Origin of the sequence: Streptomyces sp. NPDC059649, assembly GCF_042734445.1 — a bacterium.
GTDB lineage: Bacteria > Actinomycetota > Actinomycetes > Streptomycetales > Streptomycetaceae > Streptomyces.
Genome location: NZ_JBHWDV010000059.1, coordinates 1 through 16,777, shown reverse-complemented (window position 1 = coordinate 16,777; position 16,777 = coordinate 1). Strand labels below are relative to the sequence as shown.

Here is a 16,777-nt window from a genome sequence, read left to right as displayed (position 1 = left end):
GGGGGGCGGGCCCTTCGCCGTACCGGCGCCGTACCGGGAGAGTCCTTCAGACGGGCTGCGGTTCGAAGTCCCAGTAGGGGCGCCGCCGGCGGCGGGCGGAGAGGGTGTGCGGGTGCTCGGCGCCCAGCGTCTCGGAGAGCTGCTGGATCGCCTCCTGCTCCAGCTTCGCCGCCTCCTGGCCGCGGCGGTGCCGTGCGCGCAGGTCCTCGGCCAGCGCCGTCTTCGCGGAGAGCGTCAGCGGGTGGAGGTCGCCCAGCGTCGCCTTGGCCCGCTCCAGGATGTCGCGGCCCAGGTCCACCGCGCCGTCCTCGTCGTCGGCCCGGCTGCGGGCGGCCGCGGCGTTCAGCGCACAGCCCAGCGCCCACGGGTGGTCCGGGCCCATGGCCGCGGTCATCCCGGCGAGGGCCCGCTCGGCGAGGTCCAGCGCCTCCGCCACCTCCCCGAATTCCGCCCGGACCAGTGCGACGTTCCCCAGGGTGCCGACGGTGTACGGGTGCCGTTCGCCGGCCAGCGCCTCGTAGCGCTCGGCGACCTCCTCCGCGAGGTCACGGGCCTGGCCGAGGTCGCCGTGCTCCCGCAGGAACGTGGCGTGGTCGGCGCGGACCATCAGGGTCTCCGGGTGGCGGGGGCCCTGCACCCGGCGGGAGCGCTCGACGAGGTCGGCCATCAGGGCGGCGGCCTTGCCCACTTCGCCGGAGCGGCGCCAGCACAGCGCGAGGTTGTGTTCGGCGCGCAGCGTCTGGGGCGTGTGCGCGCCCATCACCGTCTGGTGCAGCCGGGCGTTGAGCTCCTGGCTGGAGGTGGCGTCGCGGTAGCGGCCCAGCAGGCGCAGCATCCGGGCGTAGGCGGTGCCCGCGTTGAGCGTGAGGTGGTGCCGGGCGCGCAGCTCGCGCTCCCGGAAGGCCAGCACCTCGCGGTGGGTGACCAGGGCCTCCTCGTAGCGGCCGAGCAGCGCGAGGACGTTGCCGAGGTTGTGCCGGGAGGAGAGGGTGCGCGGCGCCTCGGGGCCGAGCAGGGCGGTGTAGGCCCGCCAGACGGCGTCGAAGAGTTCGTACGCCTGCTGGTAGGAGCCGAGGGCGATCAGGGTGCCGGCGAGGCCGTCCTGGGCGCGCAGCAGGTCGGCGTCGGAGGGGTCGCGCTCGGCGGTGAGCTGGTCGACGACGGCGCTGCCGACCGCCTCGGCCTCGCGGTAGCGGCCGAGCCTGCGGAGCATGTTGGCGTGCTGGTGGGTGAGCACGAGCATGGTGCGCTGGGTGGGTTCCAGGCGGGTCCGCCAGCGGGACATGAACTGTTCGCACAGCCGCAGCCCGATCCGGTTCTCACCGCGGACCCGGAGGTATTCGACGCAGTTGAGCAGCAGTTGCTGGACGGCCGGGTCGGCGCTGTCGAGGACCCCGGCGGGCTCCAGGTGCGGGATGAGTTCGGCGTAGCGCTCCCAGTAGCGGGTGTCGGCGGGGTTCTGCGGGTCGGCGGTGACCAGCACCCGGCAGGCGGTCGCGGACATCAGGTCGCGCTCGTCCTCGGTCATGTCGCTGCGCAGGAACCGGTGGTAGAGCCGGTGCATCAGCGCGGTCTCCACGGCCGGGTCGGAGTCCTGGGAGACCTGGTAGTCGAGGCGTACGGCGGTGGACTCGGTCAGCCGGCGCAGCGCGGTGTTCCAGCTGATCGGCTCGGCGGCCAGGTCGGCCAGGTGCTCGGGCAGGTCGCCGCGGCGGGCCTTGGCGAGCATCGGGACGGGGATGGCGTCGGGGGCGAAGAAGGCGAACAGTTTGAGGAGTTCGACGGCCGCGGGGCTGCGCTCGCGCAGGGTGTTGAGAGTTATGGCCCAGCTGGTCTGGAAGGCCATCGGGTAGTCGGAGGAGATCCGGATGCCGACGAGGCTGGGCTCGCCGCGCCGGATCAGCTCGATGTACTCCTTGGGGGACATCGGGTTGGCGTCGAGCCAGGCGGCCGTCTGGGCGAGCAGCAGCGGCAGGTCCTGGACGGCGTCGGAGAGCATGTCGGCCTCGACCGGTGTGAGCCGCGGTGCGCGCCGGCGGGCGTAGGCCACGGACTCGACCCGGCTGAACGGCAGCACCTCGATCTCCTGGGCGCTGCCGGAGCCGGACCAGTCGCGGGTGAGCGTGGTGATCAGGACATGGCCCCGGCCGTCCGGGATCAGGTCCTCGATCTGCTCCATGTCGTCGGCGCTGTCGAAGATCAGCAGCCAGCGGCGGTACGGGCGGCCGATGCGCAGGGCTTCGTGGACGGCGCGGATCCGGTCGCCCAGCTCGCGGCCCACGGGCAGGCCGAGGCGGGTGGCGAGTTCGGCGAGCTGTTCGCGGGCGGCGCCGCGGTTGGTGGCGCTGATCCACCACACGACGTCGTAGTCGTTGCCGAAGCGGTGGGCGTATTCGGCGGCGATCTGGCTCTTGCCGACGCCGGAGGTGCCGTAGAGCGCGAGCCGGGTCTCCAGCGGCGGCGCCGCGGCCGGCCCGGTGCCGGCCAGCTTCCCGTACAGCTCTTCCAGGACGTGGTCGCGGCCGGTGAAGCGGTTGTTGCGGCGCGGGATGTTCCACACCTCGGGCGGGTTGTTCGGGAAGCGCGGTTCGCCGGGGGCGCTCTCGTCGACGGTCCGCGGCGGGGCGGCGATGCCGAGCCGGGCGACGACCCGGCGGTGGGCCTCCTGGGCGTCCAGGTCGCGCAGATCGGCGGGGCGCAGCAGCGACGCGGTGGCCGGCAGGCTCTGGGTGGCCACGCTCACCGCGGCGAACCGGTCGGCGTGCGGCGGCACCACCTCGCGCAGTGCGGCGGTCCATTCGTCCTGGGTCTTGGGGCCGAGCCGGAAGTACCAGTCGTCCAGCACCATCAGCAGCCGGCCCTCGGCCTCCAGCAGGCCGGACAGCTCCTCGACCAGGGCGGTGTCGACGTGCGGGTCCCAGCGGAGCAGCGTCGTGCCGTGGCCCTGCTGCTCCAGCTGGTGGGAGATCCACGCGGCCCAGGGCCGGGCGAAGCCCGCGTAGCTGATGGTGATGTGCTCGGCGGAGCCGACCGGGCCGGACGGGCCGGGGGAAACGGCAGCACCAGAAGAACCGGCAGCACCGGCAGAACCGGCGGAGCCAGCAGAACCAGCGGAAATGGACTGATCGACCATGCGACCGTCTCCCTGAGATGCGATGGTGCGCGCGTGCGGGGGGTGGTGCATCGGCACGCCCTGGCTCTTTCGCACGATAGCCGAAGTGGCGCTCCGGATGACGACAGTGCGTCAGGTCATGTTGGCCGCAGGTCAGTTGAGGGAAACGGTGGCGTCGAGGCGGGCGGCGATGTGCCGGATCAGGCGTTCCAGGTCGGCGCAGTACACGGACGGATTGGTGAAGCCGCCGGTGTCGGCGCGGTAGCGGTGGGCGTAGTTGCCGCCGCCGCACACCTCGACCAGCGCGCAGCTCCGGCACTGGGCGGCGAGCCCGTCCCGGCCGCTCCGCCGGGCGGCCATGCCGGGGTGTGCCAGCGCCTGGTCGAAGCTGTGGCGGAAGACGTCCAGGCCGGTGGCGGCGGCGCCCTCGTAGGCGGATTTGAGCGAGTCGACCTGTTCGATGGCGCCGTCGGTGTCGACGACCAGGGCGACGACCGGGGAGAGGCCGACCGCCTCGCTGGTGCTGGGGCGCCCCAGCAGGAGGCCGAGGATCTCGGTGAAGACCCGCACCCGGGGCCCGGGGCCGCCGTTCCACCACAGGTCGAAGACGGTGCACAGCCAGTCGCCGTACGGGGTGCGGCCGGCCGGTCCGGCCGGTCCGGGCGGGGCGGGCCGGGGGCCGTGCCCGGGGAGAGCGGCCGGGGGCGGGCTGGACCAGTTGGCGTGCGGCAGCAGGAAGTCCAGCATCGGCGCGTCCAGTGCGCGCAGCGAGCCGTAGACCTCGGCGGGGTCGGCGCTGACGTCGAGGGTGCACAGGATCCCGGCGAACGCGTCGGGGCGGGCGCGGAGCAGCTCCACGGCGCGGGAGACCGCGGGCCAGGAGGGCCGTCCGGCGTGGTCGAGGCGGCGGTGGTTGAGGGCGGGGGTGCCGCCGTCGAGGCTGAGGCCGATCCGGAAGCCCGCGCCGGCGAGGGCGTCGACGGTGTCCGGGGTGAGCCGCGTCCCGTTGGTCTGGACGCCGAAGTGGGCGGTGCAGCCGGCGGGCAGCGCGGCGCGGATGGCGGCGGCCTGGTCGAGGAGCGGGCCGGGGCCGGTGAGCAGCGGCTCCCCGCCGTGCAGATCGACGCGGATCTCGCGGAGCCGGTGGGTGCGGGCGTGTTCGGCGATGCGCAGGGCGGTCTGCCGGACGGTGGCGGCGGGGACGGTCCGCGGGCGCTCGCGCCAGCTCCGGTCGGGGCCGGCGTAGATGTAGCAGTAGGTGCAGGCGAGGTTGCAGCGGCTGTGGACCTTCAGGACGAACTGCCGGAAGGGCACGACGGTGGTGGTCCGGCCGGTCGTCTCCCCCGCCACGGCGTCGCCCCCCCTGCCCCGTATGCCTGCGCCGAGGTACGGGACCGGCGCCACCTGGCCGTCGGTTCCCGTCCACTTCCTGCTACATGACTCGGCCCCCGAGCGAAGAATCGAATCCTCCGGACAACTGGCCGGTTTCCGTGCGCGTTTGCCCAAAAATCGGCGTCCGCGCCCCGGATGACGCGGAGGATGTCCGTCCGGCCGTTCAGCGCAGCCAGTTGCCGGGGCCGTCCTCGTAGTACGCCACGGCCTCGTCCCCCGTGGGCCAGTTGCGCAGCAGCAGGGCCGCGACCTCGCCGAGCACCGCGTGGTCCGTGCGCGTCGCCAGGGCACCCACATCGACCGCCGCGAAATCCGGCAGCGGCTCGGCCGACGGCCCGGACGGGGCGGCCGCGGCCGGTTCGGTGCGGGGGGTGTTCGGCACGCTGCTCTCCTCTGGCCGGCTGGACGGGGGTGTTCCCGGACTCCTGTCCACGGAAACACGTTCGGGCGGCGGCGGCCGGGCGGCCGGCCGGGGGATGCCGGGGCTCAGGCCGGGGATTCCAGGGCGCGCATACGGGCGCGGGTGCGCTGCGCCTCGGGGCCGGGGTCGGCGGCGGTGCGCTGCCAGTGTTCCCAGCTCTCGCGGTAGGCGTGGAGCGCGGAGCGGGGGCCGGCGGTGACTTCGAGGACCTCGCCCCGGCGGTGGTGGGCGCGGGCGGCGAGCAGGGGGCTGCCGGCCCGGCCGGCGGCCGCGGCGGCGCGGCGGTAGCAGGCGGCGGCGCGGTCATGGCGCTCACGGGAGCCGAACCGGCGGTCCAGCAGCACTTGCACGTCCCCGACCTCGATCCACGCCTCGGCCACCACCACGTCCGGCACCCCGGCGCCCCGGGCGGCCAGCTCCAGGACCCAGTCCGCCTCGTGCAGATCGGCGACCGAGGGCCGGCGCTCGTGCCGCAGCCGCAGCGCCCGGCCGAACAGCAGCCGGTGACTGCCGAGGTCCGGGTCCTGCGGCGCGACCCTGGCCAGCGCCTCGCGCAGTACGTGGACCGCCTCGTCGGCCAGCCGCAGGCCGGGCTCCTCGGCCGGCTCCTGGCGGGCCCGCAGCAGCAGCGCGGCACCGCGTTCGGCGAGCAGCGAACTGTGCTCGGGGGTGTCCGGGGCGGTCAGCCGGAGCGCGGCGGCCAGCGCGTCGATCGCCGCGTCCAGGGCCGCGAGAGCACCGGTACGGGTGTGGACGGCGCGCTGCGCGGCGGCGATCCGGCGCAGGCTGTCGGCCTCCAGCGCCGGGTCGCCGAGGGCCTGCGCGATCGCCCGGGCCCGCTCCAGGGTGGGGAGCACGGACGGCAGCCCCGCACCGCCGCCCAGCCGGCGGGCCGCCGCGAGGTCGAGCAGCGTCTCGCACACCAGGCGGTCGGCGTCGCCGCCGCGGCGGCGCAGCAGGACGGTGGCGGTGTCGAGGTCGTCGGCGGCGCGCACCGCGAGCGCCTCGGCGGGCCGGGCCGCGCCGGGCTCCTCGGGCCGGCGGGCGGCGGCCCGGCGGGCCTGGTCGAGCAGCACCCCGCCCCGGGCGGCGTAGACCTCACCGGGGACCTGCTCCCCGCTGGGCCAGCGGTCGAGGAGGGTGGTGAGCGCACGCTCCGCCTCGTCGAGCGGGTCCGGAGGGAGCAGATGCCCGAGCGGCTGTCCCGGGGGCCCGTCCGGAGCGGCGAGGGTGTCGGCCGCGGCGGCCGCTACGGGCACGGCGCCCGCTTCCGGCGGGGACGGGGGCGCGCCGGGCTCCGCGACGGCGGGCGTTCCGGGGGCGGCTGCCGTACCTGCCGCCGCGGCCGGCCCCGGCAACGCGGCCAGGCGGCGCAGGACCTCGGTGCGCAGCACCATGCTCTCCAGGACCCGGGGGTCGAGCAGGCTCATCAGCCCGCAGGCGGCGTCCAGTTGGCGGGCGGACTCGGCGAGCGCGGTGCGTTCCCCGGCCGGGTCACCGGCGGCGCGGCGCTCCCGGGCGCGGGCGTCGGCGACCCGGCCGAGCACGATCAGCACCCGGGTCCGCTCGGCCGCAGCGGCGTCGTCGTCCGCGGAGCCGTCCCCGGGGTCGTCGCCGTCCGCGGCGTCCGCGGGGGACGCCGCGCCGAGGGCCCGTTCCGCCGCGCGCACCGCGCGTTCGGCCTCCTCCAGGGCGTCCGGCTGACGCCATTCCGCCCAGGCGTGCAGCAGCGCCCGGGCGAGGTCCGTGCCGGCCGGTGGCAGGCGTTCCGCGGCGGCCCGCAGCAACCGGACCGCCGCGATCAGATCACGGACGGCGCGGTCCTGTTCATAGCGCTCCAGCAGGGCGGCACCCTCCGCCGCCGGGCCGTCGGAGGCGTACGGCCGCCGGTCGGGCGGGCGCAGCGCCGGCTCGAAGCGGCGCAGTACGCGTTCGGAGACCCGGGCGAAGGGTTCGGGGACCGCCCGCCGGCCGGTCTCCGGCTCCCGGCCGCTGCCGGAGAGCATGGCCACCGCGACCGCGGGAAAGTTGCGGGCGCTGCGGCCGAAGGTGCGCTCGATGTAGAGGGAGCAGTGCTTGAGCACCAGCGCGGCCTCGCCCGCGCTCAGCCGGGCGAGAAGTTCGTCCCGTACGCCGGGCACGAAGTCGTACCAGGGACCGGTCGCGGCGGGCTGTTCCTCCGGCGGGCCGGCGCCCGGGGTGCGCTCCCCCGGGGGCACCTCCTCCGGCGGGATCTGCACGACCAGGCCGCTCAGCAGCACCTCGGCCAGCTCGGCCGGCCCGGTCTGCGGCAGCATCGCGCGCTGGACGAGCTGGATGACGGGCAGCGCGAGCGGCACGGCCGAGAGGTGCACCGCGAGCAGCCGGGCGGCCGGCGACGCCTGCTGGTCGAACTCCCTGACCATCCGGGACGCATCGCCGCTCCCGGAGCCGGGCGGCGGGCCGGTGCGCGGCTCGGCGCCGTGGTCGGCCCGGACGACGGAGGCGGCGCCGCGCAGCGACAGACCGGCGCCGGCGGCGGCCAGCCGGGCCCAGGAACCGAGCGCGGACGGGGTGGCCGCGAGGACCGGGACGGCGCGCTCGCGCGGCGGCTCGGCCCCGCTGCCCGGGGGTCGGACGGGCCGGCGACGGCGCCGGGCGGGCCGGAAGTCGAGGGGCTGGTACGGACCTTGGCGCCGGACCAGGGTGCCGGCGACGGCGGGCAGCAGCGTCCGCCCCCACATCCGCTGCGGCAGCGGCTGGACGACGGCGAGCGGGGCGTCAGCCGCCCAGCGGTAGAGCAGCCGCTGCATCCGGCCGTCGCGCCAGAGGGGGCCGGCGCAGTCGCTGACGACGAGGGTGAGGTGGTGGCCCGTCGGGTCGTGCAGCTGGTCGGCGGGGCGCAGCGGGCCGCCGGGGCCGGGGGCCGCGGCGACGCCGACGTCCGCGCCGTGCGGATGGAGGTAGTGGACCGTGACGTCCCGGAAGGCGCCCACCCGCTCGCAGACCTGGCGCAGGTCGTGCAGCATCTGCTCCCATACGGCCATCGAGGACGAGCCGTCCATCAGCAGCCGGAGCGCGGCCGTGCGGCGGTGCACCCCGCGCAGCACCGGGATGACCATTTCGGCGTGCGCGGACAGTTCGGCGGTGGCCCGCTCGTCCAGCTTGTGGCGGACCGGGGCGGCCGGCGGGCGGTAGCGCTGGACCGGCCGCAGGGCGCGCTGCAGCGGCAGAAGTCCGGGGAACGCGGAGGCGATCGGGACCGCGATCTCGCCGAGGCGGTCCCGGTCCGGGTCGGTGCTCCGCTCGTGCCGCGCGGGCAGCAGCTCCGCGACGCGGCGCCGGGCGGCCTCCCGGCGCGCGGCGGCGGCCGCGGTCTCGTCGGCGTCCGGGTCCGGGGAGTTGCCGTCGAAGGACGCTCCCGGCCCGCCCGTCAGGCCGGGTAATACGGGAGGCCCCACCCGGAATGTGGCCGGATCCGCGCGGTCGGGGCGGCGGTGGGTACCGGCAGCTCCGGCCCCGTCAGCACCGTCGGTCCCGACCGTCCCGCCGTGCTCTTCCGTCCCCTGGGCCGGCGACGGATCCGGTGTGATCCACTGGGCGAGCCAGAGGGCGTCGGCCATCCCGCGGGCATCGGGCGGCAGCCCCGCCGCGGTCAGCCGGGCGACGAGCTCGTCGAGGGGACCTGGACCGGGCTCCCCGAGGGGCACCGCACTCACCTCGTCCGATCGAGAGGCCGCATCAGCTCCGCCGTCAGTCGCCGCCGGGTCTCCTCCTCGTCCTGGTCCGTCCAGCCGGCCTTCTGGGTGAGGTGGATGGCGTTGAAGAGCTGGTCGACGGCGCGCACGTCACCGGGCTCGCGGTCCAGGAACCGGTCGATCACGGAGGCGTAGCGCTCGGCCGCGCCCTCGCCGAAGTGGGCCCGCACCATGGCGGCCAGCCGCTCCTTGTCGGGCGCCGGTATGTGGAGGTGGATGCAGCGGCGCAGCAGCGGTGCCGGGAAGTCGCGCTCGCCGTTGCTGGTGAGGACGATGAAGGGGAAGGCGTGGCAGCGCACCCGGCCGCCGCGGACCGTCACCCGCGTGCCGTCGTCGGTGAGCACCTCCACCTCGGGCGCGGATCCGGCCAGCCGCTCCAGCTCCGGAATCCTGAACTCCCCTTCCTCCAGGACGTTGAGGAGGTCGTTGGGCAGATCGATATCGCTCTTGTCGAGCTCGTCGACGAGCAGCACCCGGGGCCGGGCGGCCGGCAACAGGGCCGTGCCCAGCGGGCCGAGGCGGATGTAGCGGCCGATCCCGCCGCCCGGTTCGCCGGTCCCGTCCTCGGTCCCGCCGCCGGCGACGCCGTCCGCGGGCGACGGGGCGGCGCGGGCGATCTGGAGGTCCTGGAGCCGGCCGATGGCGTCGTAGTCGTACAGGCCGTCGCGGAGCGTGCTGCGGCTGACGACCGGCCAGCTGAGCACCCGACCGAGGCCGAGTTCGTACGCGACCGAATGCGCGAGGGTGCTCTTGCCGCTGCCCGGGGCGCCGGTCACCAGCAGCGGCCGGCGCAGGTAGAGCGCGGCGTTGACCAGCTCGCGCTCGGTCTCGCCGGGGCGGTGGTGGCTGGCCTCGCGGTACTGCACGCCGAGCCTGCGCTCGGAGGCCGGGTCGAGCGCGGCCGGCGGCGCCACGAGGGGGCCGCCGTCGAAATCACGCCAAGGGGGTGGCGGCGGAAGGTGCTCAATTCCGTCGTGCGGTGCCCCCGCGCCACGGTAGATGAGCCAGTCGCTCACGTCGGAACTCCTCGTCGCCGGCCCGGGTCGATATCTTCGGTCACGTCATCGCGCCACCGCGCGGCGCGCCCTCATGTCGTCCCGCTCACTTCGTCACGCGCACGCACCCCGGCCACACCGAACTGCCGTCCGCCGTCGCGTCGTTGCGCCACATCGTCCACGAACAAGTCTTCCACGAAGCTATGACAGTACCCATCCCTTCGGAAGCGCACGGGGCGGTTTCCGGTCTCGCGGGTCGCAGGCGGGGCGCCGCGCGCCGGGCGGGGGCACGGAACCGGGGCACGGCATCGGCCACCCGGCGCACGCCGTCGCGCGCTCCGCCGCTCACCCGGGGGACACCTGTGGCCGGTCCGGGAAGAGCGGCGGCAGCGGATCCTCCGGATCGTCGTAGAGGAGGATCAGGTCCCGGGCCCAGTGGCTGCCCTCCTCCGCCGCCTCGGCGGCCTTGGCGCGCAGCTGCCGGACGAGTTCGGGGAGCCGTACCAGGCCGCCCGAGCCCTGCAGCAACTCCCGTACGCCGCGGTGGAATTCCTCGCAGGAGGCGTCGCAGTCCCGCTCCTCGCCGTGGCCGCGGGCCGGCCACAGCCCGGCCGGGAAGCCGGTGTCCAGGGCCACCCCGACCGCGTCCCGGCCGAACCCGTCGGCGACCGTCCGGCACAGCGCGGGCAGCGCGCCGTCCTCCGCCGTCTCCAGCAGCCGCCAGATCGATTCGGCTGAGCCACCGGGGCGCACGCCGGCGCCCGTCGGCGGGATGCGCAGCGCGGTCAGCGCGGGGGCCGCGGTCATGCCCTGCCAGCGGCGCAGCCAGGCCGGATCGACCTCCTCACGCCGGCCCTGGTCGCGCAGGACCACCGCACGGCCGGGTCCCACCGGCCGCCGCCGGGCGGTGCGCCGGGTCGACGCGGCGACCTCCCACCGGCCGGCGGCGGTGTGCCAGCGCCCTTCGGGGACGGCGACCTCCAGGCGCACCCGGGTGCCGGTCCCGGCGTCCCCGTCGGCCCGCAGCAGCCGCCCGCCGAGCCGTCGCAGCACCTGCTCGCGGGCCTCCTCGAACGGCACCCCGCCGGCCGACTCCTGGACGTCCACCCGCAGCCACTGCCCCCGCCCGTAGCCCTCGCTGACCGACCAGTTGTAGAGCTCATGGCCGTTCTCGTCGTAGAAGAGCGGCTCGAACTCGACGAGGACGGAGCGCGGGCGGCGGCGCAGCGGACCGATCCGGCGGCGGTCCTGCGGCTGCAGCACGACCGCCCTGGCCTGGACGAACTCCGCGAGCCTGGCCGTGCCTTCACGGACCGCGGCGGCCTCCTCGCCCGGTACGTCCCGCACCTCGTCGGCGGTCCGCTGGGCCACGATCCGCAGGTAGTGCACGAAGGCGCGGAGTTCGGTGTACGGGTCGCTGCCCTGGTAGAGCGCGCCGTGGCCGTCCCGCCAGGTGCGCAGCGACCAGGCACCGGGCCGTGCGCCGCGCTCCAGTGCCTCGTCGACCGCCGCCTCGACGAGCAGCGGGTCGCGCGGTGCGGGCAGCCGGGCGAGCAGGTCCAGGGCCTGCAGCCGCTCCTGGACGCCCCAGAGGCGGCCGCGGCCCGCCATGATGGCGTGCTGGGCGTCGAACCAGGTGGGTCCGCCGGCCCGGGCGAGGTCCTGTCCGGCCCAGTGCCAGCGGTCGTGCAGCCCCATCAGCGCGTGGTACGGCTCGGGTCCGAGCCCTTCGGCGCCGGGCACCAGATGCTCCGGGCCCAGCCCGCGCAGCGCGGTGACCGGCACCGCGAGGCCTACGTGGTCCTGCTGATGGCGGCCCTTGACGATGCCGACGACCTCGCCGCGGTCACAGTCGATCAGCGGCCCGCCGGACGCCCCGGGGCTGACCCGGACATCGCTGCCGAACTGGAGCCCCCGGGCGTCCCGGGCGCCGAACCGGACGGCGATGAAGGGATCCACGGCGGCGGACGGGGCCGGCACCCCGGCCGGCCCGCGCACCGCCGACTCGCGTACTACGCGTTCCCCGACGGCACAGCTGCCGGGCCCGGGACCGGCCGCCGCCGACGGGTCCGGCCCGCCCGACCGGTCGTGCCCGCGGAAGATGTAGGCGTCCTCCAGGAGCGTCGCCGGCTGATCGCTCAGCCAGGCGCACGGATGGTCGGCCTCCGGGGCGAGCAGCCGCACCAGGGCGAGATCGGCACGGGCCGCGCCGGGGCCCGCCTCCGGGGCGGGCCGGCTCAGGTCGTACACCAGCCGCGCGGGCTCCACCCGGCCGCCGAACGCCACCCCGAAGACCCCGTCGGGACCGGTGTCGCGGCGCCGCCCGTCGCTCGCCGCGAGGACGTGTGCGCAGGTCAGCACCCATCCCGGGGCGATCAGCACCCCGCTGCCCCACAGCCGGGGATCGGCTGCGCCCGGGGCCGCGCGCAGGGCGACGGTGGTGCGGCCGGCGTGCTCCAGGAGCTGGGCGTACCGGGCGCGGTCGCCGCGGTCACCGGTACGCCCCTCGGCGGTCGCCATCAGCGGCCCGCGTCATCCGGCTCCGGGGGACCGGCCGGCGGGTCCCCCTGGGGTGCGGCGGCCGACGCCTCCCCGCGGTGGTCCTGCCGGGCCCCGCCGTCCTGGCGGTCCTGACCGTCCTGCCGGTCCTGCCGGTCCTGCCGCCAGGTGAGGGTGATGGAGAGGTTGGTCTTGGCCTCACCGTCGGCGAGCAGGGCGATCGCCTTGCCCGGTTTCGCGGAGAGCTCCACGCCGAAGGTCACGCTGGTCTCGTGCGGCGCGACCCGTGCGGTGGCCTGGCGGACGCTGGCGGCGACCCCGTCGATCACCTCGCGGAGCCCCTCCACCCGGGCGCCCAGCGCGTCCCAGGCGCCGACGTCCTCGAAGTCCCCGTCCTCGTCCCCCTGCGGGGGGTCGGTCCCGTCGAGTCCGGGGGCGTCCAGCCGGGAGACCCGGGCCCAGACCTCCGTCCCGTCGGGCAGTTCGATGCGCTGTGCGCGATCTTGCATCACGGCCTCCGCTCCCCCTGGACGGCAATTCCCCGATTGCCGCAGGACCGCTGACAGGTGATCAGGCTAGCCCCCGGGCGGCTGGGGCGCGAGAGGTCCGTGGGCCTGCCTATCCTGGCCGGGAATGACCCATGACCCCTGGTGGAGAGCGCGTGTATTTCACTGACCGTGGCATCGAGGAGCTGGAGAACCGGCGCGGCGAGGAGGAGGTCACCCTCGCGTGGGTGGCCGATCAGCTGCGCACGTTCGTGGACCTGAACCCGGACTTCGAGGTTCCGGTGGAGCGGCTGGCCACCTGGCTGGCGCGGCTGGACGACGAGGACGACGAGTAGCGGACGAGCACACGAGGAGCGGGACGAGGGCGCCGTACGGCACGGCATCACCGTACGGCGCGCGGAACCCGTAGGGGCGAGGACCAGGGATGACGTAGGGGGCGCATAGGGGACGGGTCAGGGTCGGGGCCGCTTGACTTCCGGAAGCCGCGATATATCGTGTCTGTTGAGGACGCGATATGTTGCGTTGCACGGCTATCCAGGGGAGGCCAGGAATGTCAGCCCGGACCGCGTGGTCGCAGAATCCGATCGAGGTGACCGAACCACGCACGCTGGAGATCCCGGACTCCGTCCGCGGGCTCAACGTCCGCCTGGTGGGCGGCACGGTCAACGTCGTCGGCACCACCGACGGCAGCCCCCCGCGCCTGGAGATCAGCGAGCTGCACGGCCCGCCCCTGACCGTCTCCTTCGAGGACGGCACCCTGTCGATCGGGTACGAGGACCTGCCCTGGAAGGGGTTCATGAAGTTCCTCGACCGCAAGGGGTGGCAGCGCAGCGCGGTGGTCTCGGTGGCGGTGCCGGCCGACACCCGGGTCGAGGTCGGTGTGATCGGCGCCAGCGCGGTGGTCTCCGGCATCTCGGGGCGTACGGACGTCCGCGGCATCTCCGGCGGCATCACGCTGGTCGGCCTGACCGGCGGGGTCCGGGCCGACACGGTCTCCGGCGACGTCGAGGCGCAGTCGCTCCAGGGGGACCTGCGGTTCAACTCCGTCTCGGGCGATCTGACGGTGATCGACGGCGCGGGCGGCGCGGTGCGCGCGGACTCCATCAGCGGTGACATGGTCCTGGACCTCGACCCCGGCAAGGGCGCCGACATCACCCTCACCACGGTCTCCGGCGAGGTCGCCATCCGGCTGCCCGACCCGGCCGACGCCAGGGTCGAGGCCAACACCACGACCGGCACGGTCTCCAACGCCTTCGACGACCTCCGGGTCAGCGGCCAGTGGGGCGCCAAGAAGATCACCGGCTCGCTGGGCGCGGGCACCGGCCGCCTCAGAGTCACCACGATCTCCGGCGCACTGGCCCTGCTGCGCCGCCCCGCCTACGAGGACTCCCCCGCCGACCCGCCCGCAGAGAAGAAGGTGCTCTGAGCATGCCCCCCGTCTTCGCCCATGGCCGCCTGCGCCTGTATCTCCTCAAGCTGCTGGACGAGGCCCCGCGGCACGGCTACGAGATCATCCGCCTCCTGGAGGAGCGCTTCCAGGGCCTGTACGCCCCCTCCGCCGGCACGGTCTACCCACGGCTGGCCAAGCTGGAGACCGAGGGCCTGGTGACGCACACGACCGAGGGCGGCCGCAAGGTCTATTCGATCACCGACGCCGGACGGGCCGAGCTCGCCGACCGCGGCGGCGAACTGGCCGATCTGGAACTGGAGATAAGGGAGTCGGTCGCCGCGCTGGCCTCCGACATCCGCCAGGACGTGAACGGCTCGGCGCGCGATCTGCGCCGCGAGATGCGCGAGGCCGCCCAGCAGGCCCGTGCGGGCGCGTCCGCGGGGGGCGGACGCGGCGGCGGCGCGAAGAACGGCGCCACGGGGGACACCGGACGCGGCGGCTCCGGACGGCCGTTCCCGGAGGCCGCGGACTACTTCGACGCCGCGTTCGGTGACAAGGAGGCCTGGCGGCAGGCGAAGGAGGAGTTCCGGCGCGCCAAGGAGGAGTGGAAGGAACAGGCCCGGCGGGCCAAGGAGGAGAGCAAGCGGGCCCGGCAGGACGCCCAGCGCGCCCGTAAGCAGGCCCGGGAGGCACAGGTCTTCGCGCGCGAGGAGATCCAGCGGGTCATCAAGCGCGTCCAGGAGCAGGCCCAGGGGGCGGTGCGGTCCGGCGACTGGTCGGGCGTGGTACGGGAGGCGCTGTCCGAAGTGTCCCGGGAGGTGGGCCGGTTCACCGGCGAACGCCCCGCGGAGGACCGCCCCGACGGGAGGCCCTCATCCGACAACGGCCCCCAGGTGACGGTCGAACGCATCGACCTCACCAAGGAGGACACCGAACCCGCCCAGGAGCCCACCGCGCCCACCGCGTCCGCGGCGCCCCCCGCCCCCGAGTGGGCGAAGGAGCCCGTCAGCGGCGACCCGGCCCGCGACTTCGACCGGCTGCTGGACCGCTTCCGCGACGACCTCCGGGACGCGGCCCGCGACCACGGCGTCACGCCCGAGCAGTTCAGCGAATCGCGCCGCCGCCTGTCGGCCGCCGCCGCCCACATCGGCGCCCTCCTCCGGCACCCGGACCGGCACCCGCCCACCACGGACCCGGAGCACTAGCCCGCCGACACCCACCCGCATCCCGCGGCGGCGGCGCCCCCAGGTATGCCGGCACACCCGGCCCCGGGAGCCCGCCGCCGCAGACGCTCCCGCCCCCGCTTCCCACCCACGGCCGAAAGCGAACCCCACCCCCGCCGTCACCCGACGGGCCCACCAGGCCCGCAGCGCGACCCAACTCACCGACAACTACACAGAGTTGCCTTCTGCGCGTGGGATTCACGCGCCGTAATCGGGGAAGTCACTATTTCGCACGGCTTTTCGTCCGGCACGGGGGTTCCGACGGACCCCCTCCCCCACGCCGTCGGCCGACGGCCGCGCTCCGGCCCCTTGGGACCAGCCCCGGTCAACTCCCTGTCTGCGCGCACCCGTAGCCCATGAGGTAACGCGATGTCGGAATACCTTGCGGTCGCCCGCCGGATGTGGCATCTGCTGGAGCCACTGCACGCCATGCTGTACTTCGCGCCCGAGGCCCGTCAGGTCGCGGCGGACCTCGGTTACGACGTCGCCTCCCGCTGGCCCAGCTACTTCGCCTGGCGCACGGCCCCCCTCGGCGCTGCCGGGCCCGAGCTGGTGGCCGCCACGTACTACACCTTCAGCCCGCGCCTGGTCGCCCGGTACGTCCCGCAGATCTGGACGGTCGCGGAACCGGCCAAGGTGCTGGACGCCCGGCTGCTGGCGATGGACCGCGCGCTGACCACCCTCCTCGACGGCCGGCTGACCACCGCCCAGCTCACCGAGGCGGCCCGGCTCGCGCGCCAGGCCGCCGAGAACGCCGGCCCGGCCGGCCGACCGCTGGCCGCCGCCAACCGCGACCTGCCCTGGCCGGAGGCCCCCCACCTGGTCCTCTGGCAGGCCGCCACCGTCATCCGGGAACACCGCGGCGACGGCCGGGTGGCGGCGCTGCTGACCTGCGGGCTGGACCCGTGCGAGGCGCTGGTGTCCTTCGCGGCGATCGGGCCCGCACCCGACGCGGGCTTCGCGGGCCACGGCTGGAGCGCACAGGAACGGAGCGACGCCCGCCATCGCCTCGCCGCGCGCGGCTGGATCGCCCCGGACGGCACCGCCACCGCACGCGCCCTCGAAGAACGCCAGGCCATCGAGCGCCTGACGGACCGCCTCGCAGCCGGCCCCTGGCGCGCCCTCGGCCACTCCCGCGCCGCCCGCCTGGCCGAACTCCTGCGGCACCTCGCCTGTAGGTAGTCACTGCGCATTGCGGTGCCGCCCACGTACCTGGCTGTCCCGCCGCGGTGGTTTCTCGCCGTTCCGCTGCGCTTTGCGGCGCCGCCCACGTACCTGTCTGCGGCGCCGCGGGTGTTGCTCGCCGTTGCCCGCTCGGCGGCGCCGCCCACGTACCTGTCTGCGGCGCCGCGGTGGTTTCTCGCCGTTGCGCTTTGCGGCGCCCCGCACGTACCCGTCTGCCCCGCCGCGGGGCGTCTCGCCGTTGCGCCTGCGGCGGGCTGGTGGTTGTCGGGTGCGGTGACGGACCTCCGGGGGCGGGGTTGGGGTGTTTCGGGGGGTAA

At 75.4% G+C, this 16,777-nt stretch carries 11 protein-coding genes; 4 read left to right on the top strand and 7 right to left on the bottom strand.

Translation table 11 applies throughout. The features are described from left to right. Window positions 1-46: 46 nt before the first annotated feature. From fxsT to ACFV1J_RS35075, 7 genes are all read right to left on the bottom strand, one after another. Window positions 47-3,133 (bottom strand): FxSxx-COOH system tetratricopeptide repeat protein, encoded by a 3,087-nt coding sequence (gene fxsT, locus ACFV1J_RS35105; RefSeq protein WP_385865121.1) that lies wholly within the window; start codon window positions 3,131-3,133, stop codon window positions 47-49. 132 nt (window positions 3,134-3,265) lie between these two features. Next, entirely contained in the window at window positions 3,266-4,462 is a 1,197-nt protein-coding gene (locus ACFV1J_RS35100; RefSeq protein ID WP_385865120.1) for an FxsB family cyclophane-forming radical SAM/SPASM peptide maturase, read from the bottom strand. Between the two features lie 205 nt (window positions 4,463-4,667). Then, the gene (locus ACFV1J_RS35095; RefSeq protein ID WP_385865119.1) at window positions 4,668-4,886 is read right to left on the bottom strand and encodes a YxD-tail cyclophane-containing RiPP peptide; all 219 of its coding nucleotides are present in this window, start codon (window positions 4,884-4,886) and stop codon (window positions 4,668-4,670) included. A 104-nt stretch (window positions 4,887-4,990) separates the two neighbouring features. Beyond that, window positions 4,991-8,614: an SAV_2336 N-terminal domain-related protein gene (locus ACFV1J_RS35090; protein ID WP_385865118.1), complete on the bottom strand. Its 3,624-nt coding sequence runs from the start codon at window positions 8,612-8,614 to the stop codon at window positions 4,991-4,993. A 5-nt stretch (window positions 8,615-8,619) separates the two neighbouring features. Continuing rightward, complete coding sequence (locus ACFV1J_RS35085) at window positions 8,620-9,678, bottom strand: AAA family ATPase (protein WP_385865117.1); 1,059 nt, start codon at window positions 9,676-9,678, stop codon at window positions 8,620-8,622. 324 nt (window positions 9,679-10,002) lie between these two features. Next, window positions 10,003-12,177 carry a trypsin-like peptidase domain-containing protein gene (locus ACFV1J_RS35080; RefSeq protein ID WP_385865115.1) on the bottom strand — a complete coding sequence of 725 codons (2,175 nt, stop codon included), beginning with the start codon at window positions 12,175-12,177 and terminating at the stop codon, window positions 10,003-10,005. Further along, the gene (locus ACFV1J_RS35075; RefSeq protein ID WP_385865113.1) at window positions 12,177-12,665 is read right to left on the bottom strand and encodes a CU044_2847 family protein; all 489 of its coding nucleotides are present in this window, start codon (window positions 12,663-12,665) and stop codon (window positions 12,177-12,179) included. The genes ACFV1J_RS35080 and ACFV1J_RS35075 overlap by 1 nt, the downstream gene beginning before the upstream one ends. A gap of 152 nt (window positions 12,666-12,817) precedes the next feature. On the opposite strand from ACFV1J_RS35075, the gene ACFV1J_RS35070 reads away from it, so the two are divergent. The 4 genes from ACFV1J_RS35070 to ACFV1J_RS35055 all read left to right on the top strand — a co-directional run bounded on the left by ACFV1J_RS35070 (window position 12,818) and on the right by ACFV1J_RS35055 (window position 16,457). Beyond that, window positions 12,818-12,997: a DUF6104 family protein gene (locus tag ACFV1J_RS35070; protein WP_030415955.1), complete on the top strand. Its 180-nt coding sequence runs from the start codon at window positions 12,818-12,820 to the stop codon at window positions 12,995-12,997. 215 nt (window positions 12,998-13,212) lie between these two features. Next, on the top strand, window positions 13,213-14,088 hold the full coding sequence (locus ACFV1J_RS35065) for a DUF4097 domain-containing protein (RefSeq protein ID WP_385865112.1): 876 nt from the start codon (window positions 13,213-13,215) through the stop codon (window positions 14,086-14,088). 2 nt (window positions 14,089-14,090) lie between these two features. Then, window positions 14,091-15,257 (top strand): helix-turn-helix transcriptional regulator, encoded by a 1,167-nt coding sequence (locus ACFV1J_RS35060; protein ID WP_385865110.1) that lies wholly within the window; start codon window positions 14,091-14,093, stop codon window positions 15,255-15,257. Window positions 15,258-15,644: 387 nt separating this feature from the next. After that, window positions 15,645-16,457, top strand: coding sequence for a hypothetical protein (locus ACFV1J_RS35055; protein WP_385865109.1), 813 nt, complete (start codon window positions 15,645-15,647; stop codon window positions 16,455-16,457). The last annotated feature ends 320 nt before the right edge of the window (window positions 16,458-16,777 follow it).

What these genes read in the sequence shown, in the direction of transcription:
- fxsT (WP_385865121.1), bottom strand. Translation starts at nt 3,133, where the DNA reads ATGGTCGATCAGTCCATTTCCGCTGGTTCTGCTGGCTCCGCCGGTTCT.
- ACFV1J_RS35080 (WP_385865115.1), bottom strand. Translation starts at nt 12,177, where the DNA reads ATGGCGACCGCCGAGGGGCGTACCGGTGACCGCGGCGACCGCGCCCGG.
- ACFV1J_RS35075 (WP_385865113.1), bottom strand. Translation starts at nt 12,665, where the DNA reads ATGCAAGATCGCGCACAGCGCATCGAACTGCCCGACGGGACGGAGGTC.
- ACFV1J_RS35065 (WP_385865112.1), top strand. Translation starts at nt 13,213, where the DNA reads ATGTCAGCCCGGACCGCGTGGTCGCAGAATCCGATCGAGGTGACCGAA.
- ACFV1J_RS35060 (WP_385865110.1), top strand. Translation starts at nt 14,091, where the DNA reads ATGCCCCCCGTCTTCGCCCATGGCCGCCTGCGCCTGTATCTCCTCAAG.
- ACFV1J_RS35055 (WP_385865109.1), top strand. Translation starts at nt 15,645, where the DNA reads ATGTCGGAATACCTTGCGGTCGCCCGCCGGATGTGGCATCTGCTGGAG.